This window comes from Mycolicibacterium llatzerense (assembly GCF_025331195.1).
Classification (GTDB): Bacteria; Actinomycetota; Actinomycetes; order Mycobacteriales; family Mycobacteriaceae; genus Mycobacterium; species Mycobacterium llatzerense.
Genome location: NZ_LXOV01000001.1, coordinates 2,713,257 through 2,733,845 on the forward strand (window position 1 = coordinate 2,713,257; position 20,589 = coordinate 2,733,845).

The 20,589-nt window shown below is 65.4% G+C and carries 20 protein-coding genes; 14 read left to right on the forward strand and 6 right to left on the reverse strand.

Annotated elements, in window-relative coordinates; genetic code table 11:
- The first annotated feature begins 7 nt into the window (after positions 1-7).
- On the forward strand, positions 8-925 hold the full coding sequence (locus A7G45_RS13355; protein WP_260937654.1) for a DMT family transporter: 918 nt from the start codon (positions 8-10) through the stop codon (positions 923-925).
- A gap of 15 nt (positions 926-940) precedes the next feature.
- On the opposite strand, the gene A7G45_RS13360 is transcribed toward A7G45_RS13355, so the two are convergent.
- The 4 genes from A7G45_RS13360 to A7G45_RS13375 are packed head-to-tail and all read right to left on the reverse strand — an operon-like array spanning position 941 to position 5,910.
- Positions 941-2,656 (reverse strand): GMC oxidoreductase, encoded by a 1,716-nt coding sequence (locus A7G45_RS13360; protein WP_260937655.1) that lies wholly within the window; start codon positions 2,654-2,656, stop codon positions 941-943.
- A 10-nt stretch (positions 2,657-2,666) separates the two neighbouring features.
- Positions 2,667-3,698, reverse strand: coding sequence for a Rieske 2Fe-2S domain-containing protein (locus A7G45_RS13365; protein WP_260937656.1), 1,032 nt, complete (start codon positions 3,696-3,698; stop codon positions 2,667-2,669).
- Positions 3,695-4,669, reverse strand: coding sequence for a PDR/VanB family oxidoreductase (locus tag A7G45_RS13370; protein WP_260937657.1), 975 nt, complete (start codon positions 4,667-4,669; stop codon positions 3,695-3,697). Before A7G45_RS13370 ends, A7G45_RS13365 begins: the two co-directional genes overlap by 4 nt.
- On the reverse strand, positions 4,666-5,910 hold the full coding sequence (locus tag A7G45_RS13375; RefSeq protein WP_260937658.1) for a cytochrome P450: 1,245 nt from the start codon (positions 5,908-5,910) through the stop codon (positions 4,666-4,668). Before A7G45_RS13375 ends, A7G45_RS13370 begins: the two co-directional genes overlap by 4 nt.
- A gap of 167 nt (positions 5,911-6,077) precedes the next feature.
- Between A7G45_RS13375 and A7G45_RS13380 the strand changes: the two genes are divergently transcribed.
- The 6 genes from A7G45_RS13380 to groL all read left to right on the forward strand — a co-directional run bounded on the left by A7G45_RS13380 (position 6,078) and on the right by groL (position 13,129).
- Positions 6,078-7,346 carry a PucR family transcriptional regulator gene (locus A7G45_RS13380; RefSeq protein WP_260937659.1) on the forward strand — a complete coding sequence of 423 codons (1,269 nt, stop codon included), beginning with the start codon at positions 6,078-6,080 and terminating at the stop codon, positions 7,344-7,346.
- A gap of 445 nt (positions 7,347-7,791) precedes the next feature.
- Positions 7,792-8,637, forward strand: coding sequence for an Abi-alpha family protein (locus A7G45_RS13385; protein WP_260937660.1), 846 nt, complete (start codon positions 7,792-7,794; stop codon positions 8,635-8,637).
- Between the two features lie 31 nt (positions 8,638-8,668).
- Complete coding sequence (locus A7G45_RS13390) at positions 8,669-10,090, forward strand: DUF445 domain-containing protein (RefSeq protein WP_260937661.1); 1,422 nt, start codon at positions 8,669-8,671, stop codon at positions 10,088-10,090.
- Between the two features lie 24 nt (positions 10,091-10,114).
- Positions 10,115-10,897 (forward strand): universal stress protein, encoded by a 783-nt coding sequence (locus A7G45_RS13395; RefSeq protein ID WP_260937662.1) that lies wholly within the window; start codon positions 10,115-10,117, stop codon positions 10,895-10,897.
- Positions 10,898-11,126: 229 nt separating this feature from the next.
- A complete protein-coding gene (gene groES, locus A7G45_RS13400) occupies positions 11,127-11,429 on the forward strand; it encodes a co-chaperone GroES (protein ID WP_029367666.1) in 303 nt (100 codons plus the stop codon).
- An 80-nt stretch (positions 11,430-11,509) separates the two neighbouring features.
- Positions 11,510-13,129, forward strand: coding sequence for a chaperonin GroEL (groL, locus tag A7G45_RS13405; RefSeq protein WP_071288197.1), 1,620 nt, complete (start codon positions 11,510-11,512; stop codon positions 13,127-13,129).
- A 59-nt stretch (positions 13,130-13,188) separates the two neighbouring features.
- Here groL and A7G45_RS13410 read toward each other — a convergent pair whose 3' ends face one another.
- Positions 13,189-13,359, reverse strand: a complete 171-nt coding sequence (locus tag A7G45_RS13410; protein WP_168176106.1) for a hypothetical protein — start codon at positions 13,357-13,359, stop codon at positions 13,189-13,191.
- Positions 13,360-13,594: 235 nt separating this feature from the next.
- Here A7G45_RS13410 and A7G45_RS32515 point away from each other — a divergent pair, with 235 nt between their 5' ends.
- From A7G45_RS32515 to A7G45_RS13425, 3 genes are all read left to right on the forward strand, one after another.
- Positions 13,595-14,878, forward strand: coding sequence for an adenylate/guanylate cyclase domain-containing protein (locus tag A7G45_RS32515; protein WP_260937663.1), 1,284 nt, complete (start codon positions 13,595-13,597; stop codon positions 14,876-14,878).
- Between the two features lie 49 nt (positions 14,879-14,927).
- A complete protein-coding gene (locus tag A7G45_RS13420) occupies positions 14,928-15,701 on the forward strand; it encodes an enoyl-CoA hydratase (RefSeq protein WP_260937664.1) in 774 nt (257 codons plus the stop codon).
- 79 nt (positions 15,702-15,780) lie between these two features.
- Entirely contained in the window at positions 15,781-16,881 is a 1,101-nt protein-coding gene (locus tag A7G45_RS13425; RefSeq protein ID WP_043396861.1) for a ferritin-like domain-containing protein, read from the forward strand.
- Here the strand turns inward: A7G45_RS13425 and A7G45_RS13430 are convergent.
- Positions 16,878-17,339 carry an OsmC family protein gene (locus A7G45_RS13430; protein WP_043396859.1) on the reverse strand — a complete coding sequence of 154 codons (462 nt, stop codon included), beginning with the start codon at positions 17,337-17,339 and terminating at the stop codon, positions 16,878-16,880. The genes A7G45_RS13425 and A7G45_RS13430 overlap by 4 nt on opposite strands.
- A gap of 130 nt (positions 17,340-17,469) precedes the next feature.
- Here A7G45_RS13430 and A7G45_RS13435 point away from each other — a divergent pair, with 130 nt between their 5' ends.
- The 4 genes from A7G45_RS13435 to A7G45_RS13450 all read left to right on the forward strand — a co-directional run bounded on the left by A7G45_RS13435 (position 17,470) and on the right by A7G45_RS13450 (position 20,568).
- Positions 17,470-18,060, forward strand: a complete 591-nt coding sequence (locus A7G45_RS13435) for a TetR/AcrR family transcriptional regulator (protein WP_043396857.1) — start codon at positions 17,470-17,472, stop codon at positions 18,058-18,060.
- Between the two features lie 99 nt (positions 18,061-18,159).
- Positions 18,160-18,873 (forward strand): cysteine hydrolase family protein, encoded by a 714-nt coding sequence (locus A7G45_RS13440; protein ID WP_043396855.1) that lies wholly within the window; start codon positions 18,160-18,162, stop codon positions 18,871-18,873.
- Between the two features lie 64 nt (positions 18,874-18,937).
- Positions 18,938-19,885, forward strand: a complete 948-nt coding sequence (locus A7G45_RS13445) for an aldo/keto reductase (RefSeq protein ID WP_043396853.1) — start codon at positions 18,938-18,940, stop codon at positions 19,883-19,885.
- A 29-nt stretch (positions 19,886-19,914) separates the two neighbouring features.
- The gene (locus A7G45_RS13450; protein WP_043396851.1) at positions 19,915-20,568 is read left to right on the forward strand and encodes an FMN-dependent NADH-azoreductase; all 654 of its coding nucleotides are present in this window, start codon (positions 19,915-19,917) and stop codon (positions 20,566-20,568) included.
- Positions 20,569-20,589 lie beyond the last annotated feature (21 nt).

The window sequence follows — 20,589 nt, forward strand, 5'->3', positions numbered from 1 at the left end:
TTGGGGCTTGCTGCAGATCTCTGCGGCAGGCGTGCTGTGGGGTACCGGTGGCTTGGTGGTTACCGTCCTCCACGACCGGAGTGGGCTGGGCGCAATGACGGCCAGCGCATGGCGAATGGCACTCGCGGCGGTCGCACTCGTGGCCTTGGTTGCGGTCACCGGCCGTGTCGGACACGCGATCATGATGATGCGGTCGCGCCCCGTCGTGCCGATCGTTGTCGGCTGCGGTACCGCCCTCTATCAGGGCCTCTATTTCGCCTCGGTGCTATCCGTCGGGGTGGCCGTCGCCACCGTCGTCTCGCTCGGATTGGCACCGGTCCTGGCGTCGATTTGGCAGCACGTCAACGCGCGGACGTCACCATCACGGCGCGAGGTTATGGTGCTTGCCGCCGCACTCGCCGGGCTGTGCCTGGTCACCTTCGGCGGCGCCCCGCATGAACGCGGCAGCGCCGGAGGCGATTTCAGCGCCGGGCTGCTGCTCGCCATCGCCGCGGGAGCAACTTATGCGGCGACGACGATCTTGGGGCACCAACTGGCGAGTCGGACCGACCCCGTGGTCGTCGCCACGTGCACCACCACTGCTGGTGCGGTGGCGCTGGCGCCACTGTTCCTCGTCGCTGTGCTGAGGGACGAACCGGTTCTCCCGTCGGACCCGATGTCGCTGGCACTACTGGTCTATCTCGGGGTTTTCACGCTGGCGTTGTCGTACGCACTTCTTTATGCCGGCCTCCGCACGACGCCAGGGGCAGCCGCGACCGTGGTGACTCTCGTCGAGCCCATCTCGGCAGCGGTGCTCGCGGCAGTGCTGCTCGGGCAGCGACCGACCTGGCTATCGGTGGTTGGTGCGATGCTGATCCTAGGGGCCGTCGTGGGGTTGCCCGCAGGTCGTGGCGTCTCCGATGGACACCCCGACCCCGGCGTTTAGTTTCGGCGCACGCATCTAGGCGTCGTTCGCGGCCGGTGAGAGCGGGATGAGCGGCAGGCGCAGCGCTCCCGGAGCGCCTTCCGGCACAACCGGTTTGAGCGGTGCGACGGCCTCCACCCGACGGTAGGGCAGGCCCTGGTCGGGGCGCAGATCGTCCTCGCCCTTGTTCGGCCACATCGCTGCCGCCCGCTCGGCCTGCGCGGTGATGGTCAGCGACGGGTTCACGCCGAGATTCGCCGAAACCGCCGACCCATCAACGACACTCAAGGTCGGATAGCCGTAGACCCGGTGGTACGGGTCGATCACCGCGTGGTCGGCATCCGAGCCGATGGCGCACCCGCCGAGGAAATGCGCCGTCAGCGGGATGTTGAACAGCTCGCCCCAGGTGCCGGCCGTGACACCGTCGATCTTCTCGGCCACCCGGCGGGTCGCGTCGTTGCCGGCCGGGATCCACGTCGGATTTGGCTGGCCGTGGCCCTGCTTGCTCGACAGGTGCCGACCACGCAGCCCTCGCTTGGTGAACGTGGTGATCGAGTTGTCCAGGTTCTGCATCACCAGCGAAATCACTGTGCGCTCACTCCAATTGCCGACCGTCAGCACCCGAAGCAGCGCGCGCGGATGCTGCACGGCCAGGCCCAGGAACTTGAGCCAGCGCGGCCACCGGCCGCCGCCGTCGGTCATCAGGGTCTGCAGCAGCCCCATCGCGTTGGACCCCTTGCCGTAGCGCACCGATTCGATGTGGGTGTCGCTGGTCGGATGGAACGACGACGTGATCGCCACCCCGCGCGTCAGGTCCAGCGCCGGGTCGACCTTGTATTTCATTGCGCCGACGATCGATTCGGAGTTGGTGCGGGTGAGCACACCGAGCTGGTCCGACAGCTGCGGCAGGGTGCCGCTGTCCTTCATCTTGTGCAGCAGGTTCTGGGTGCCCCAGGTGCCGGCCGCCAGGACGACGTGACGCGCCGTGAAGGTGCGACGGTTCTTGCGCAAGGTCCTGCCGGTGCGCACGGTGTCGATCTCCCAGATTCCACTCGGGCTCTGCCGCACGGAGGCGACCGTGGTCAGCGGATGCACTGTGGCGCCGGCATTCTCGGCCAGGCCGAGGTAGTTCTTCAGCAGCGTGTTCTTGGCCCCGTAGCGACAGCCCGTCATGCAGCTGCCGCATTCGATGCACCCGGTGCGGTCCGGCCCGACGCCACCGAAGAACGGGTCGCGGACGGTCTTGCCGGGTTCGCCGAAGAACACCCCCACCGGGGTCTGGACGAACGTGTCGCCCACACCCATGTCCTCGGCCACCGACTTCATGATCTCGTCGGCCGGGGTCATGCTCGGGTTGATCACCACCCCGAGCATGCGTCTGGCCTGGTCGTAGAACGGTGACAGCTCATCCGACCAGTCGGTGATGTGGGCCCACTGCGGGTCGTTGAAGAACGTCGCGGGCGGCTTGTAGAGGGTGTTGGCGTAGTTCAGCGAACCACCCCCGACGCCCGCGCCGGCCAGGATGACGACGTCACGCAGCATGTGGATGCGCTGCACGCCGAAGCACCCCAGCTTCGGCGCCCACACGAATTTCCGGACGTCCCAACTGGTTTTCGGGAACTGGTCGTCGGTGAACCGGCGGCCCGCTTCCAGAACGCCTACGCGGTAGCCCTTCTCGGTCAACCGCAACGCGGTGACGCTGCCCCCGAATCCGGACCCGACGACGATCACGTCATAGTCGGTGTTGGACATGTACTTCTCCTCAGTTGGCGGTGAAACGGCTGGTTTCGTCGTCGACCATGTCCATGGCGATACGCCGCGCCCGGATCGCGGCCCGGTCGGCCTTGACGTTGATGTCGCGCCGGCGTGCACCGGGTTCGTCGAGCCGGCGCTGAATCGTTTCCAGGATCGTGGCGTTGCGTAGCGCCCACTCGTGGAACATGATGCGCAGGTACTCGGTGATGGTGTCCTCGGCGCTGTCGTAGTTGCGAGCCAGTTGCAGGAAGACATGCGTCGCACCGGGTGATTCCGGCGTGAATCCATGAATTCGCAAGAGTTCGTAGGACTTTCCGTCCACGACGTCGATGGCGTAGTGCTGTGTGTGCAGGGCGGGTGACACGAACGTCCCCTCCTCGCGCCGGATGGCCACCGTCTCTTCGGGCAGGCCGGTGATGGCCGACTCCCACGGGGCGAGGCGACTCGGCTGGGTCGTCCGGGTATAGGCCACCGAGCGCTCGGATATCTCGACCTCGTTGAGCGGTGGCAGCTGCTGAATATCCGGCGGCACCATCTCGGGGCGGGTGACGAACACATCGGTCAGATCGAGGTAATGCTCGTGCAGCAGAAGGTAATTCGCCTCGACCCGCCCGACCTCGGTGGAGCCGGTCCAGCCGGAGCCGTCCAGGTACCACGGCACGCGCGGCGGCGGGCGCAGGGCCGCGGCCCGCGGCTCGCCGAGCCAGATCCAGATGAACGGCGCGGTCTCGACGATCGGGTACGCCTCGACGCGGGCGCCGGGCGGCACGTTCTCCTGCGACGGCACGTCGGCCAGACAGCCGTCGGGCTCGTAGCTGAAGCCGTGATAGCCGCACACCAGCCGGTCGCCGTCGAGTCGGCCCTCCGACAGGGGATAGGCGCGGTGCACGCAGCGGTCCTCCAGGGCGACCACTTCACCGGAGGCACGGCGGTACAGCACCACATGCTTGCCGAGCAGGCGCCGGGCCAGCAGTCCTTCGCCGACCTCATCGCTGAGCGCGGCCACGTACCAGCAGTTCAACGGGTAGTTGGTTCTCATAGGTCGAGCACCAGCCTTTCGGACCGGGAGCGCGAGACGCAGATCATGATGGTTTGGTTGGCGGCCTTCTCCGAATCGGTGAGGACCGAGTCGCGGTGATCACCGTCGCCGGAGATGATTTCGCATTCACACGTGCCGCAGACGCCTTCCATGCACGACCCCAGCACATCGAGGCCGGCTTCTTCGGCGACGTCGTAGATCGTCTTGTCCAGCGGCACGGTCAGGGTGATGCCCGACCGCTGGCATTCCACTTCGAACGTGTCGAGTGCGTCCGACGGTGCCTCGACGGTCTTGGCGGAGAAGCGCTCGAGGTGCAGGCTGCCGTCGGGCCATGCCTGACAACCCTTCTCGACCGCGTCCAGCAGACCCTCGGGCCCGCAGCAGTAGACCAGCGTGTTCTCCTGCGGAGCCGCCAGCACCGCCGCCAGCTTCGTCCGGAAACCGTCGCCCTCCTCGTCGCGCGCGCAGATGGTCACGCGGTCGCCGAAGCGTTCCAGCGCCTCCAGGTACGCCATCGACGAGCGGGCGCCGCCGCCGTAGATCAGCTGCCAGTCGGCGCCGGTGGCTTCGGCGGCTTCGATCATCGGGAGCATCGGCGTGATGCCGATACCGCCGGCGACGAACTGGTAGCGCGGCGAGTTCGCGAGCGGGAAGTGGTTGCGCGGCCCGCGCACCCGGATCGTGGTGCCTTCCTGCAGCTTGTCGTGGACGAACTGCGAGCCACCGCGGCTGTTCGGGTCGAGCAGGATGCCGACCCGCCACTCACTGCGGCTGGCGGTGCTGCCGCACAGGGAGTACTGCCGCGTCAGCGACGGCGTCATGACCAGGTCGATGTGAGCGCCGGGGGTCCACTCAGGCAGGTCCGCGCCCGAAGGGTCGGCGAGGGTCAGCGTGACGACACCGTCCGCGGACTGCTCACGTCGACGGACCTCGAGGTCGACCTCGACTTCCCGGTAGGCGGCGTTACTCATCGCGACCGCCGAACAGGGATCGACTTGTACTGGTTGAGGAACAACGCCCGCACGCGTGTCGGGTCGCCGTCCAGCGTGAGGTCGGGGAACCGGCGGATGGTCTCCTGAATCCACAGCTTCAGTTCCAGTCGCGCCAGGTTGGCGCCCAGGCAGAAGTGCTTGCCGCGGCCACCGAAGGCCTGGTGCTTGTCCGCCAGCCCCTCTCGGGTGATGTCGAACTCGTGCGGATTCTCGAAGGCGGTCTCGTCCCGGTTGGACGCCAGGTACCACAGCAGCAGGCGGTCGCCTTCCTTGATCTGCTTGCCGTGCAGCTCGAAGTCCGTCGTCGCGGCGCGGCCCATGAAGGCGAACGCGGGCGCGTAGCGTAGGCCCTCCTCGACGGTCGCGTCGAGCAGTTCGGGATTCTCCTGCAGCAGGATCAATTGATCCGGGTTCTGCATCAGGGCCAGCATCGTCGCGCTGTAGGTCGCGCGGGTCGAGTCGTTGCCCGCGGTCATCAGCAGGGCGAAGAACGTGGCCATCTCGAGCTCGTTGAGCTTCTCGCCGTCGACTTCGGCGTTCATCACCGCGGTGATCAGGTCGTCACGCGGGTTCTCCCGGCGCTGATTCATCTGATCGTTCAGGTACATGATGATCTCGGTGACGATGGCGCCGGCGTCATCCCACTGCTTGCGGATTTCCGGGTCCTCGAACGCGCTGAACACGTTGGTCCAGTAGACGAGGCGCTCGTCGTCCTCGGCGGGCGTGCCGAGCATCGAGCCGATCACCCGGGCCGGCACCGGCCGGGCGATGTCGCGGACCAGATCGAAGCTCTCGCGGTCGGCGACGCTGTCGAGCACGTCGTTGATGATCTGCTTGATGGCCTCTTCGTGGGCCGCGACGCGTTCGGGGGTGAAGGCCTTGATGACGAGGGCCTTGAGCCGGTCGTGCCGGGGCGGGTCCATCGAAATCAGCTGCAGGCGTTGAATATCCAGCGGGACACCGATGTCGTCGACGTTGAAGATGCCGCGCTTCTCGGACGAGAACGTGCGGTGGTCGCGGCTGACGGTGCGCACGTCGTCGAAGCGGGTGATCGACCAGAAGCCGCCTTCGCCGGGCACATTGCGCTGTGGGCTGTAGTGCACAGGGTCTTCGCGCTGCATTCGGGCGAACAACTCGTACGGCGGACCGTCGTCCCACACCGCGGCGTCGGCGAGGTCGACGGCGGCGAGGTCCACATCGGTTGCGGCGAGAGTAGTCACTGTTGCCCTCCTTATCGGTCTGATACTTACGAAAGCTATTCACCGGTGCGGTTCGGATCGACGTCTCGGGACGACCAACTCTCGAGGTGATTGCGGAGCGTCGTTGTCGTGCGGCGACAAAGCCCGATTTGCAGCAACTTCAGCGCCTCGTGATCTACGGTCGTTTCATGCCGGAAAGACGCGTCGACGAGAGTGCTGTCGTCGCACGTGCAGCGGAGATCATCGGCGCCCTCGACGGCAAGTTGGGCGACATCACGCAGTCGATCCAGAAAATCCTGCTCAGCGAGATCTCCGAGCTCAGCGAGGATGCGCAACTGCTCGAGTTGCAGGCGCACACCGTCGCCGCCAATGTCGAAACCGTCTTCGCCTCGATTCGTCACCGGATCCCGATCGAGGACGTCGCACCGCCGACGGAGGCGCTCGAGCATGCGCGGCGGATGGCGCAGCGCGGGGTGTCCGCAAATGCGGTGGTGCGCGCCTACCGGCTGGGGCACCAGGAAGTGCTGAACTTCGTGCTCGACGAGATCGCGTCGTCCGGCCTGGATCCGCGTTGGAGCCTGGACGTTTTCAAGTACTTCCAGACGGTGTCGTTCGGTTACATCGACTGGATCTCGCAACAGGTCCTCACCACCTACCAGCGCGAGTACGACCGGTGGGTGGAGAACCGAAACAGCATGCGGGCCCAACGGGTTCGCGCCATTCTCACCGCGGCCAGCGGTGACGTCGACGAGCTCACCGAGGAAATCCGCTACCCGCTGCAGCGCGTGCACCTGGCGCTGGCACTGTGGTACCCGGACGACAACGGCGGCGACGAGCTCGTGCGCATGGAGCGTTTCGCAAACCATCTCGCCACGTCGCTGGATACCCATGAGCCGCCGCTGTTCCTGTCGGTCGACCACCTCACCGCCTGGGTCTGGCTGCCGCTGTCGGCGCACGGCGCCGAGGACGCGGCGGACCGAATACGTGAATTCGCGGCGGCGCAACAGGATTCGCCGTGGATCGCGATGGGTAACCCGTTATCGGGCATCGAGGGCTTCCGGCGTTCGCACGAACAAGCGGTCGATGCCCGGGCGGTGGCAGTGGTGTCGGGATCGGTGGACCGCCGCATCACCGCGGCGAGCGACCCGGGGCTGCCCGTCGCGACGCTGCTCGGTGACAATGTCGGATCGGTCGGCGCGTGGGTGGCCGAAATCCTGGGCCCGTTGGCGAGTGACACCGAGAACGACGAACGGCTTCGCGAGACGTTGCGCGTGTTCCTGCGGACCGGGTCGAGTTTCAAAGCGGCCGCCGACGAAATGCACCTGCATTCGAATTCGATCAAGTACCGGGTGAACCGCGCGATCAGTCGCCGGGGTACGCCCATTGTCGACGATCGGATCGAGGTCGAGGTCGCATTGCTGCTGTGCCACTGGTTCGGGCAAGCAGTTCTGAACTGACAATTCGTCGCGGCGGGGCATTTGTGGACCGCCGACAACGCGCGCCCAGGGTGCCGCACGAAATTTGGCTGTTTGCGACGTAGTTCGCTTGCGCTGCCGTCAGTAGTTTTTGGATCAACGCGAAACGCATGTCAGCGAGCCCGTCCTTTGGATAATTACTCGCACACTCTGACGGAGGCGAATTATGGGCGACGATCCAAAATCCGACAAAGCGCACGACGCGCTGCCCTCCGACGATCGCGGTCGGCAACCGAGCGGTAATCCCTTGGGGGCCATAGTCGATCCGCTCACCAAGCTGGGTATCGACACCGCGCGGGACATCGCGGCCGCCGTGCAATCGACTCGCGCTGCCGCGGGCGACCTGTTGAAGGTCGTCAACCTGCTGAGCCGGCTACCCGGACGCGAGACGCGTCCAGAGCCAGTGGCGATCTCGCCGGCGCCGGCAGTGGCCGACGCCGACGACGATATTGACGTCGATGACGAAAATGCCGGTGCCCCAACCACTGTGCTGCCCGTCGTGGCGCCGGACCCGTCGCCGGTCGAAGGCCAGGGAATCTTCGGCGGCCTGAAGCGCGCCGCTGAGTCGGCGCTGAATCCGTCGGCCGTCCTCGGCGCCGCCGTCACACCCGTACGTCGCGTGATCGGGGGTGCCGACAACTCTGGCAAGAAAAAGGCCGACCACCACGACGCTGACAAGAAATCCGCCAAGCAAGACAGCGACGCCGATCTGCGTCACTGGGGTGATGAACTGATTGCCAAGTCGCAGAAGCCGACCCGTAAACAGGCGCACCGGCATCCGGCATTCGGACACATTCTCGACGAACTTGCGCCCGACGAAGTTCGGATGCTGCGGTTCTTGGCCGTTGCCGGCGTCCAGCCCGCCATCGACATTCGGACGAAGACGATGTTCCAGGTCGGCTCGGAGCGGCTCGTCAGGGGTGTGAACATGATCGCCGACATGGCCGGTTGCAGCTGGCCGGAGGCCGATCAACGCTATCTCGCGAATTTGAATCGTCTTGGCCTGGTGCGATTTTCGTCTGAACCCGTGGCCGACTACCGGCGTTATGCGCTGCTCGAAGTGCAACCGCGAGCACTCGAGGTGACGGAGTCGACACCCAAGACGATCAGCGTGTACCGCAGCATCTACCTGTCGGAATTCGGCGAGCAGTTCTGCGAGGTCTGCATCGACACCGACGGCTACAACGCCGGCGGCTGGGCCACCGACGAGCGCGGCGACAAGATCATCGGGAAAGGCCCGCCTGACCCTGCCGCGCATAAGCACCAGCACTGACCCCCGACCCCGACCAGCCCAGGGACATTCCATGACAACGCTCGCTGCCGGGCCCTTTCTTGATTGGGAGGAGCTCACCGGACAATCGAAATTCATCGTCGACATCATCAGCGTGCCGATCTTCAGCATGATCGCCGGTTTGATAACCAACTGGACCGGCGTGATCATGTTGTTCGCGCCGGTGCGGTTCACCGGGTTCTACGTGCCGGGCCTGAAACGGATATTTCCCTTTCTGCCGCGCAAGGTCCAGATTCTGCCGACCTTCGCGCCCAACGGAATTCTGGGTTTCCAGGGATTCATTCCGTGTCGCGCCGAGAAGATGGCCAGCTTGATCGTCGACACATCCATCGCCCGGATCGGCAAGATCTCGGACTTCTATGAACAACTCAATCCCGACAAACTCGCCAAAGCGATCGCGGTGGCCGCCAGACCGGATATCGGCCGGTTGACCACCGAGATCATCGAGGCCCGGCATCCGCAGATGTGGCGGTCACTTCCGCAGCCGTTGAAGGACGAGGTGCTGCAGACGGTCGACGCCGAATTGCCGACCATTTCCAAGCGCGCCTTCGCCAAGATCGGCGAGAACATCGACCAGCTGCTCAACGTCAAGCTGATGACCGTCAACTTCCTGCGCCGTAATCCAGAAGTGTTGCGGGACATCATCAAAGGCATGGCGGTGCCCGAACTGCGGTTCATGGTGCGCATCGGCGCGCTGGGCTTCCCGTTCGGCATCCTGCTGGCGCTGTGGCTGTCGCTGATCTATTACTCCAGCGACGAGGCGCGCGAACACGCTTCGGCCCATGGCGGTTTCGCCATCCACCTGCCGGGATTCCTCGACTCGATCCTGCACTTCCTGCCGACCTGGCTGTGGGTGCTCGGCGGAGCCGCGGTGATCGGCATCGTCGTCAACATCATCGCGATCAAGGTGGTGTTCGAGCCCGGCGAGCCACAGCCCCGCTACAAATATCTCTGGAAGCAAGGGCTTTTCGCGAAGCGGCAGCACCAGGCCGCCCACGAACTCGCCACGATGCTGTCGTTACAGGTCCTGACGGTCAAGAACTTCGCGCACGAACTGCTCAACGGTGCCAGCGCGGACAAGACCCGCGCGCTGATCCAGTCCGCGGTCGGAGAAGAAGCCGAGCGCATCCTGGGCCCGTACCTGGTCGTCGCCCGCAACTCGTTCGGAGTCGTCGATGTCGAAGGACTGCAACGCGGCGCCGGGGACAAGCTGGTCGATTTCGCCCCGAGCGTCCTCTACGACCCCGGGTTCAACAAGACCCAGGCCAAGAAGATCGAAACGTTCGCGACCGAGAAGTTCCGGGCGCTGCCGCCCGACCGGTTCGGCGAGATGCTGTACTCGGCGATCGAGCAGGACGCGTGGCTGCTGTATGCCCACGGCGGGCTCCTGGGCGTCGTCGTCGGCGCCGTCCACATCCTCGTCTTCGGGGCCTGATCCCACGTGACCGAAAGGACCGCAATGGCGCCCTATTCCAGGATCGTCGTCGGCACCGACGGATCCGACGAGGCAACCGACGCCGTCACCGTCGCTGGTGTGGTGGCGGCTGTGCTCGGTGTGCCGGTCACCGTCGTCACCGCGTGGAAGCCCAGCGTCTCGGTGCCCGGAGGGCGCGAACAGCCGTGGGCGGAGCTGACGGCCGAGGGCGCCGACGTCGATCTCACCGCGCTGGGAGTCACGGCGATCGAGAGGATTCCGGTGAAGGGCAGTGCGTTCGACGCACTGGTCGACGCCGCGGCGCAGTCCGACCGCGCGCTGATCGTGGTTGGTGCGGCAGGGCTCGGCCAGACTGCCAGCCGGTTGTGGGGGAGCACCTCGAACGAGTTGTCCCACCACAGTCCTGTGGATGTGTTATTCGTGCGCAAGGCCGTCGCGGCAGTGCAGACGATCGCCCTGGCCACCGACGGCTCCGACACCTCGGTGCGCGCGGTGCGTGCCGGGTACGACCTGGCGGCCGCCCTCGGCGTCCGGCCGGTCCTGGTCACCGTCGCCGGTGACACCTCCGCGGCCGAGGAGACGCTCGAGAATGTCGCAAGCCAACTGGAGGTCACCGGCTCGCTGGCCCGGCAGGCGCTGCTCGGTGATCCGGCCGACGTGCTCGCGACCGCCGAATATGACCTCGTCGTGATCGGAAACCGTGGCATGGCGGGCTTCGCCCGCGTCCTGGGCTCGACGGCCAACACCATCACCCATCGGGCGACGTCGAACCTGCTCCTGGTCAACACGGCACCGGCTGCTGAGTAGCCCGGCAACTCAGCCGGGTGGGCCTCGGTTTCAGCCCACAGCGAGTTTGGTCGATCCGGCACTGCCCCACCCTTGAGCGCTAGCACTCGCGTGTATAGAGTGCTAGGTGGCACGCGGCCAACCGCGCTCCGGCACCCGCGACGACGGTGTGTGGTCAGGACGCTTGCCGAACAACCTGGCATCCGGGGATTGGCCCTGGATCAACACCCCAACCAAGTGGAGGGCTTCCATCGTGGCAGTCAACATCAAGCCACTCGAGGACAAGATCCTCGTTCAGGCCAACGAGGCCGAGACCACGACCGCTTCCGGTCTGGTCATCCCTGACACCGCCAAGGAAAAGCCGCAGGAAGGCACCGTCGTCGCAGTTGGCCCCGGCCGCTGGGATGAGGATGGCGAGAAGCGGATCCCCCTGGACGTTGCCGAGGGCGACACCGTCATCTACAGCAAGTACGGCGGCACCGAGATCAAGTACAACGGCGAGGAGTACCTGATCCTCTCTGCCCGCGACGTGCTGGCTGTCGTTTCCAAGTAAGCATTCGTGTCCCGCCCCGGAAATCCCCGTGTCCGCACGGGTGATGTCCGGGGCGGTATGCGTATCAGCGAAAGGCTCTAATGAGCAAGCTCATTGAATTCAACGAAGCTGCGCGCCGGGCCATGGAAGCCGGTGTCGACAAGCTCGCCGACGCAGTCCGCGTGACCATCGGCCCGCGCGGCCGGAACGTGGTGCTGGCCAAGGCCTTCGGTGGCCCGCAGGTCACCAACGACGGCGTGACCATCGCCCGCGACATCGACCTGGAAGACCCGTTCGAGAACCTGGGCGCCCAGCTGGTCAAGTCCGTCGCGACCAAGACCAACGACGTCGCCGGCGACGGCACCACCACCGCCACCGTCCTGGCTCAGGCCATCGTCAAGGCCGGCCTGCGCAACGTCGCTGCCGGTGCCAACCCGATCGCGCTCGGTGTGGGCATCTCGAGGGCCGCCGACGCGGTGTCCGAGGCCCTGCTGGCCGCGGCCAAGCCGGTGTCCGACAAGACCGCCATCGCCCAGGTCGCGACCGTTTCGTCGCGCGACGAACTGATCGGCGAGCTGGTCGGTGAGGCCATGACCCGCGTCGGTGCCGACGGCGTCGTCACCGTCGAGGAGTCCTCGACCCTGAACACCGAGCTCGAGGTCACCGAGGGCGTCGGCTTCGACAAGGGCTTCCTGTCGGCGTACTTCGTCACCGACTTCGACTCCCAGGAAGCGGTCCTCGAGGACGCGCTGGTGCTGCTGCACCGCGACAAGATCAGCTCGCTGCCCGACCTGCTGCCGCTGCTGGAGAAGGTCGCCCAGGCCGGTAAGCCGCTGCTGATCATCGCCGAGGACATCGAGGGCGAAGCGCTGTCGACCCTGGTCGTCAACGCCATCCGCAAGACCCTCAAGGCCGTCGCGGTCAAGGCGCCGTTCTTCGGTGACCGCCGCAAGGCGTTCCTGGATGACCTCGCCGTCGTCACCGGTGGCCAGGTCGTCAACCCGGACGTGGGCCTGGTCCTGCGCGACGCCGGCCTGGACGTGCTGGGCACCGCCCGTCGCGTCGTGGTCACCAAGGACAGCACCGTGATCGTCGACGGTGGCGGTACCGCCGAGGCCATCGACGGCCGCAAGGCGCAGCTGCGCAGCGAGATCGAGGCTTCGGACTCGGATTGGGACCGCGAGAAGCTCGAAGAGCGCCTCGCCAAGCTGGCCGGCGGCGTGGCCGTCATCAAGGTCGGCGCTGCCACCGAGACCGACCTGAAGAAGCGCAAGGAAGCCGTCGAGGACGCCGTCGCCGCCGCCAAGGCTGCGGTGGAAGAGGGCATCGTCACCGGTGGTGGCGCCGCTCTGGTCCAGGCCCGTTCCGCACTGGATGGCCTGCGTGGCTCGCTGACCGGCGACGAGCTGATCGGCCTCGAGGTCTTCTCCTCGGCGCTGTCGGCCCCGCTGTACTGGATCGCCACCAACGCCGGACTGGACGGTTCGGTCGTGGTGAACAAGGTGTCCGAGCTGCCCCTCGGACAGGGCTTCAACGCCGCCACCTTGACCTACGGTGACCTGCTGGCCGACGGCATCGTCGACCCGGCCAAGGTGACCCGGTCCGCGGTGCTCAACGCCGCTTCGGTGGCCCGGATGATCCTGACGACCGAGACGGCCATCGTGGAGAAGCCGGCTGAGGAAGCCGATCACGGGCACGGCCACCACGGCCACGCCCACTAGGTAGTTCCAACGAAACGCCCCCGGTCCTGTTGGGCCGGGGGCGTTTTCGTGTTTCTGGTTCAGAACGCTTGGTCGTAGAACCCGTTGGTCGTGTAGGTGTTGTCGTGGTTGTCGACGCCGTAGTGCGGACCGATCGGGGTTCCGGTGGTCGCTTGAGCGGGAACGGCCAGGCCCAGGACGGCGGCGGTCATGCTCGATGCGATCAGGGTGGCAAAGCCGAACTTCTTCATTTCGAAACCCCTTCTTCGGTTGTTGTTGGTGCTCTGATGGTTTAAACCTGCTGTGTCGCAGGCACATTCCGGTCGGCAGGATTTGATCCACGGTTGGCAGAATTAACCCTGTCGCCGGTGGGCGCTCCGACTGTGAGTGCAGGGAATCGTGCCGATTTCTCTGTACAGCCCTCACAACCGCGCGAGGTGATGGAACTCAGGTACGGCAGGCCCGGGTCTCGGCTAGTTTCGCCCTGTGGATGCACTATCGGTGCGGTGCTGGGTGCAGCAGCGGCATGCCCAGCTCCATATGCGCAAGTGGATGCTGGAGTTCGACGACGAAGACTCCGAGCGGGAATTCCGGGCGCACGACGACGCGAACGGGCTGCGGGCGGCCACCTTCGCCCAGCTGGTCGGCATCGTGTTCACCGCTGTGTACGCGGTGGTGGATCTCCTCGTTCTGCACGGGTTCGTCGCAGGTGCACTGATCGTCCGAGCGGCGACCATAGGCTTCTTCCTCCTGGGGATCGTGGTGATCCGCCGGGTGCGAATGCTCCAGGAGCATCTGCAGATCGGCACGGTCGCGTTGCTGACGATCGTCCAGGTGCTACTGGGGCCGGTGCTCGCAAGTGTCGCGGACTTCCCGACCCAGTACCTGATGACCTCTGCCACCGTGACGCTTCTGGGCGCAGTCGGCCTGCTGCGGCTGCGCATGCACGCGGCGCTGGCGAACACCGCGGTGTTCATCGCGGTGGCCGTCGCGCTGCCGTGCGTCCGGGGCAGCCTGGACGAGCTCGGCATGCTGGTGCCGCAGATCGCGGGACTGGCCGCCATCAGCCTGTTGGTCGCCTATGCGCTGGAGCGGCTGCGGCGTATCGACTTTCTCCGGCAGCGGGAAGTCGAGCAGGAGCGGGCCCGGACCGAGGAGATTCTGTACAACGTGTTGCCGGCCCCGATCGCCGACAGGTTGCGGGACGGCGCGCTGACCATCGCCGACTCAGCGCCGAGCGTCAGCGTGTTGTTCTCCGACATCGTCGGCTTCACGCCCCTGTCCGAGACGCTGACACCCGAGGCGCTGGTGCAGCTGCTGGACACGATGTTCCGCGCGTTCGACGAGCTCTGTGACCGGCGGGGCATCGAGAAGATCAAGACGGTCGGCGACGCGTACATGGCAGTCGCCGGCCTGCCCAACCCCGACGCGGACCACGCCGCATCAATGGCCGAGCTGGCCCTCGACATGCAACGCACCGTCACCCGGCTGTCATCGAGCTGGCCGAGTCCTATCTCGATGCGGATCGGCATCTCGTCGGGCCCGGTGGTCGCGGGTGTGATCGGGCAGCGCAAGTTCATCTACGACCTGTGGGGCGACACTGTGAACACGGCGAGCCGCATGGAATCGAGTGGCCGCCCGCACCAGATCCAGGTGTCCGAATCCACCCACGGGCTCCTTGCGCACCGCTACGAATTCAGCGACCCACAGGTGGTCGACGTCAAGGGGAAAGGGCCCATGACGACGTACTTTCTCGAGGGCGCCCGCTGATAGACGGACGAGCCGGCTGGGGTCGGAAAATCAGTGTTAGCGTCCGACGATGACCGAACCGCTGCTGCGGCACGACCGCGACGACCGCGGCGTCGTCACGCTGACGCTGAACCGTCCGCAAGCCTTCAACGCGCTGTCCGAGGCGATGCTCACGCAATTGGGGGAGGCCTTCGCGGCACTCGCCAACGACGGGACGGTGCGGGCCGTCGTGCTCGGGGCATCCGGCAAGGCGTTCTGCGCCGGGCACGACCTCAAGGAGATGCGCGCGGAGCCGTCACTGGAGTACTACCAGGATCTGTTCGCGCAGTGCACCGAGGTGATGCTAGCGATCCAGCGGTTACCGGTGCCGGTGATCGCACGGGTACAGGGTCTGGCGACCGCTGCCGGTTGCCAGCTGGTCGCCATGTGCGATCTTGCGGTGGCGAGCCACGACGCACGCTTCGCGGTCAGCGGCATCAACGTCGGATTGTTCTGTGCGACACCGGGAGTCGCGCTGTCGCGCAACATTCCGCAGAAGGCCGCGTTCGAGATGCTCGTGACCGGAGAATTCATCTCCGCGCAGGAGGCCAAGGTGTTGGGGCTGGTCAATCGGGTGGCCGCCCCGGAGTCGCTTGACGATGAGGTCGAAGCCATCGTCGCGAGCATTGTCGCCAAGCCCGCGGTCGCGGTCGCGATGGGAAAGTCGTTGTTCTACCGCCAGATCGAGGTCGGAATCGAAGCCGCCTACGCGGACGCCGGAACGACGATGGCCTGCAACATGATGGATCCGAGCGCACTCGAGGGCGTATTGGCCTTCATCGAGAAACGCCAACCCGGTAGTTGACGACTCGGTCGCCCGCGGCGCACTGTGATACAGGTCATATTTCTATCTGGACACATCGGGGGCAGAGAGGCGGCCGTTCGTGACCACGAAGGACAAGTACACGCAGGTGCCCACGCCCTACTCCTGGGACGTTCCGAGCGGCGGCGATGCACGCTTCACCTGGGAATATGACGACGGCCGCGCGCGCCTGCTGTCCCTGTACCAAAAGGGCAAGGACAAGCAGTGGGACGCCCAGTCGCGGATCGACTGGTCGCAGGACGTTGATCCGATGAACCCGATCGGCCTGCCCGACGAGTTCCATCCGCTGTTCGGCAGCCCGATGTGGGAGTCGGCCGACGAGAAGCGGCGCGCCGAGATGCGCCAACACTCGCAGGCCTGGCAGTTCTCCCAGTTCCTGCACGGCGAACAGGGCGCGATGGTGTGCGCGGCGAAGATCGTCGAGGTCGTGCCGGACCTGGATGCGAAGTTCTACGCGGCCACCCAGACCATGGACGAGGCCCGCCACGTCGAGACATTCTCGCGCTTCCTGCAGGAGAAAGTCGGCGTCGTCTACCCGGTCAACAAGAATCTGTCCGTGCTGCTCGAGGACACCCTGCGCGACTCACGCTGGGACATGCCCTATCTCGGCATGCAGGTGCTCATCGAAGGCCTCGCGCTCGCTGCGTTCGGGGTGCAGCGCGACCTGGCGGCGCCCAATTCGCTGGCCAAACAGGTGCTGGCCTACGTCATGCAGGACGAGGCCCGGCACGTCGCCTTCGGCCGAATCTCGTTGAAGGACTACTACTCCCAGATCAGTGACGCCGAGCGGAACGAGCGCGAAGAGTTCGTCGTGGAGGCCTGTTACCTCATGCGTGACCGGCTTCGGGGCGACGAGGTGTACGACGCGCTCGGCCTCGACGTCCAGGCGTGTGTCGACTGGGTCGAGACGGCGCCCATGCTGAGCCAGTTCCGTTCGCACCTTTTCAGCCGAATCGTTCCGATTGTCAAGGACATTGGGCTGTGGGGCCCCAAGGTGCAGAAGGCGTTCGCGGACATGGGCGTGCTGGACATGGCCGGCTTCGACATCGAGGGGATGATGAAGGCCGACGAGGATCAGGCCGACGCGCTCGACAAGGCGCACGCCGAAATGGCCGTTCGCGCTGCGGAAGTCGACCACATCATCACGCAGGCCGCGAGTTAGGCCGGCCGCAATGTCGTAGAGACGTGCACCGTCGACGTCAGCGTACGGTGCACGGGGCAGCGTTCGGCGATGGCCAGCAGCTTCTCCCGCTGATCGTCGTCGAGGTCGCCGATCAACTGGATGTCACGATCGATGTGGTCGACCATGCCCTGTTGCGTCTCGCATTCGGCGCAGTCCTTTGCGTGAATCCGCGAGTGCCGCAACGACACCCGCACCTGCTCGAGGGGCAGTCCCTTCTTGTCGGCGTACATCCGGATGGTCATGGAGGTACACGCGCCCAAGGCGGACAGCAGGAGGTCATACGGTGACGGTCCCGCGTCGTCGCCGAACGGGCGGGGCTCGTCGGCGACCAACCGGTGCCCGCCGGCGATGATGTCTTGCGTGTAGGTCCCCGCGCCGCTCTCGACCACGGTCACGGTGCCCTCGGGTGAGGTGTTCTGGTCGGCTTGGATGGTCATGAAAACTCTCCTTCACGGTGCGGAGTCGGGGCTCGGTGCGGACGGCCACCGCGACGGGATCAGGCTATCGGCGGCGGTGCGACTGTAGGAGCCAATCATTAATAGGTGACCGGTCGGCTAAGATTGAGCGATGCCACGCCCGCCCAACCCCGACGTACGCCGCCGTCTGCTGGCCGCGGGCCGTGATCTTGTGCACGCACATGGCTTTGCCGCCAGTGGGGTCAAGGAGATCACCGACGCCGCGGGTGTGCCGAAGGGGTCGTTCTACGCCTACTTTCCCAGCAAGGAAGCGCTTGCGGCGGCCGTGCTCGAAGACTATTGGTCGGATATCGAGGCGCGGATACTGCCGCTGCTCGACGCTGACGGGCCGGCCCGAGAGCGCCTCGAGCGGTTCTTCCATGCGCTCGCCGACGAACACGAGTCCGCCGATTTTCTGCTCGGTTGCCTGGTGGGGAACATGTCGCTCGAACTCGGAGGATCCAGTGATCTTGTCCGTGCCGAGCTGGTCCGCATCCTGGATCGGTGGGGCGATGCTCTCGCCGACTGTGTGCGGTGGGGGCAGGAGAGTTCCGGCGACGTCAGCGCCGACCTCGGTTCGCACGAGCTGGCCGCTGTGTTGATCGAGGCGTGGGAGGGTGCTGCCCTGCGGGGCAAGGTGACGCGCAGCCGTGCACCCTATGACAGATTCGAGACGGTCACACTGCCGGCACTGCTGCAGTGATCTGAATCATTCAATCGATCTTTCGGCAGCTCTTGATTTATAGACGACCGGTCATCTATTTTGGAGGGGCAACACGCACCGATCGCGAGGACGCTCCCCATGACCACTCCGGACAGTTACGCCGAACCGCAGCATCCAGCGCTTCCGAGTTCGGGCTTCGCGCTCGACCGTGCGCACGTCGCGCTCGTTGTCACCGATCCGCAAATCGACTTCCTCAGTCCTGAGGGTGCGTCGTGGCCGGTATTCGGTGCGAGCATCGACGAGAACAACACCGTCACGCACATCGGCGAGTTGTTCGACGCCGCCCGGCGGGCAGGCGTCACGGTCGCGGTGTCGCCGCACTATTTCTATCCGACCGACAAGCAGTGGCGGTTCGGTGATCCGCTCGAGCAATTCATGGGCGGGGTCGGCATGTTTTCGCGGACCGGCGCGTACACGATGGACGGCTTCGCCGAATCCGGCGCGGACTTCCTGCCTGCCTACCGGCACCACATTCACGACGGTCATACCGTGATCACCTCGCCGCACAAGATTGTCGGCCCTGAGTCGAATGACCTTGTGCTGCAACTCAGGAAGCGTGGCGTGAGTCAGGTGATCCTGGCGGGCATGGCTGCCAACCTGTGCGTGGAAGGGCACCTGCGGGAGCTGGTCGAGCAGGGGTTCGAAGTGGTGGTTGTCAAGGATGCGACGGCCGGCCCGCGTCTGCCTGAGGGAGACGGGTATCTGGCCGCCCTGGTGAATTTCCGATTCCTCGCCAGCGCGGTCTGGACGACGGCCGAGGCCGTCGCCGCTTTGTCGGGGAGCGGCCGATGACGGATGAAGCATCGAAAACCTTTGATTACCAATAGATTCAGATACCACCAAGGAAGAACCAACCATGACATCGAATGACGAGCTGACGCAATTGAGGTTCCCGCTGAACAACGGCAGCGGTGCGATCCCGGCCCTGGGGTTCGGCGCGTTGCTGTCCGACCGCACCAAGACCGAAGCCACGATCACGGCGGCCGTCGAAGTGGGATTCCGCCACTTGGACGCGGCTGAGCGGTACCGCAACGAAGCGCAGGTCGGAGCGGCGCTGAAGGAGCTGTTCGCGAACGGCACCGTGCGCCGCGAGGACCTATTCGTGACCACCAAGCTCTGGAACAACAACCATCGCCCCGAACGAGTGAAGCCGGCGCTGCAGGCCAGCCTCGATCGACTCGGGCTCGACACGGTCGACCTGTACCTAATGCACACGCCGTTCGCCTTCCGGCCCGGTGACGACCAAGATCCGCGCGACGCGCGTGGTGCCGTCATCTATGACGACGGCGTGACCTTGGCGGAAACCTGGGGCGCCATGGAAAACCTGGTCGGCGCGGGACTCGCTGGCGCAATAGGCCTTTCGGATATCAGTGCCGCGAAAACGCGGGAGATCATCGACGGCGCGCGCATCAAACCGGCAGTCGTGGAAGTGGAATCGCACCCGTACCACCCGCAATGGGAGTTGCACGAATTGTGCAAGACACACGGCATCGTGCTGCTGGCATTCGCGTCGCTCGGCCATGCGTTGGAACCGCGACTGCTCGATGACCCGCTCATCGTCTCGTTGGCACAGCAGTTCGGGAAGACGCCGGCGCAGGTGCTGCTGGCGTGGGGCATTCAGCGCGGTAGCGCCGTTCTTACCGCCTCCGTGACGCCCGCGAGGATCGTCGAGAACTTCGATGTCACGGCGCTCCCCGATAGCGCGATCCAGGAAATCAGCGAGCGGTTGGACACCCGCTACCGGTTCAATTCCGTCGTCGACGCGGGAGAACCGGGATTCGCCGAAGTCCCCTCTGGTCGTTGAGCTTTCGAACCAGGACAAGGAGTGCAGCCATGACGAAGTTGCTCTACATACAAGCCTCTCCGCGCAAGGGAGATTCGAAGTCGATTCAGCTCGCCACCGCGTACTTGGACGCGCTTGGCGTCGCAATGCCCGACCTCGACATCGACACACTCGACCTGTGGGATGCGGAGCTCCCGGCGTTCGACGGCGACAAAGCGGCTGCCAAGATGAACGTCATCAAGGGTGCGGCGCAGGACGGGACCGGACAGAGCGCCTGGGATGAGATCGTGGCGATCGCCGCGCGCTTCATCTCGGCGGATCGGTATCTCATCGCATCACCGATGTGGAACTCGGGAATCCCGTATCGGCTCAAGCACTACATCGACCTGGTTCATCAGCCCGGGATGTTGTGGCGGCTGGACCCTCAGTCCGGCTATGCAGGACTGCTCAAGGACAAGCACGCAACTCTGGCGCTGACTTCCGGCGTCTATGCACGGGGAGTCGCCGAGCCGGCGTTCGGGGTGGACCACCATGCCGCCTATCTGCGAATGTGGCTCAACCAAGCGGGAATACGGCATATCGATGAAGTGCGATTCCAGTCGTCCATGCTGACGCCGGATCCGGCCGGCGACCTGCAGAGGGCACTTGACGATGCGGCACATCTGGCGGCGACTCACGGCAACGTCTGGCGCCGGGCCGGGTAATGAAGGCGATGGCGGGCGTCG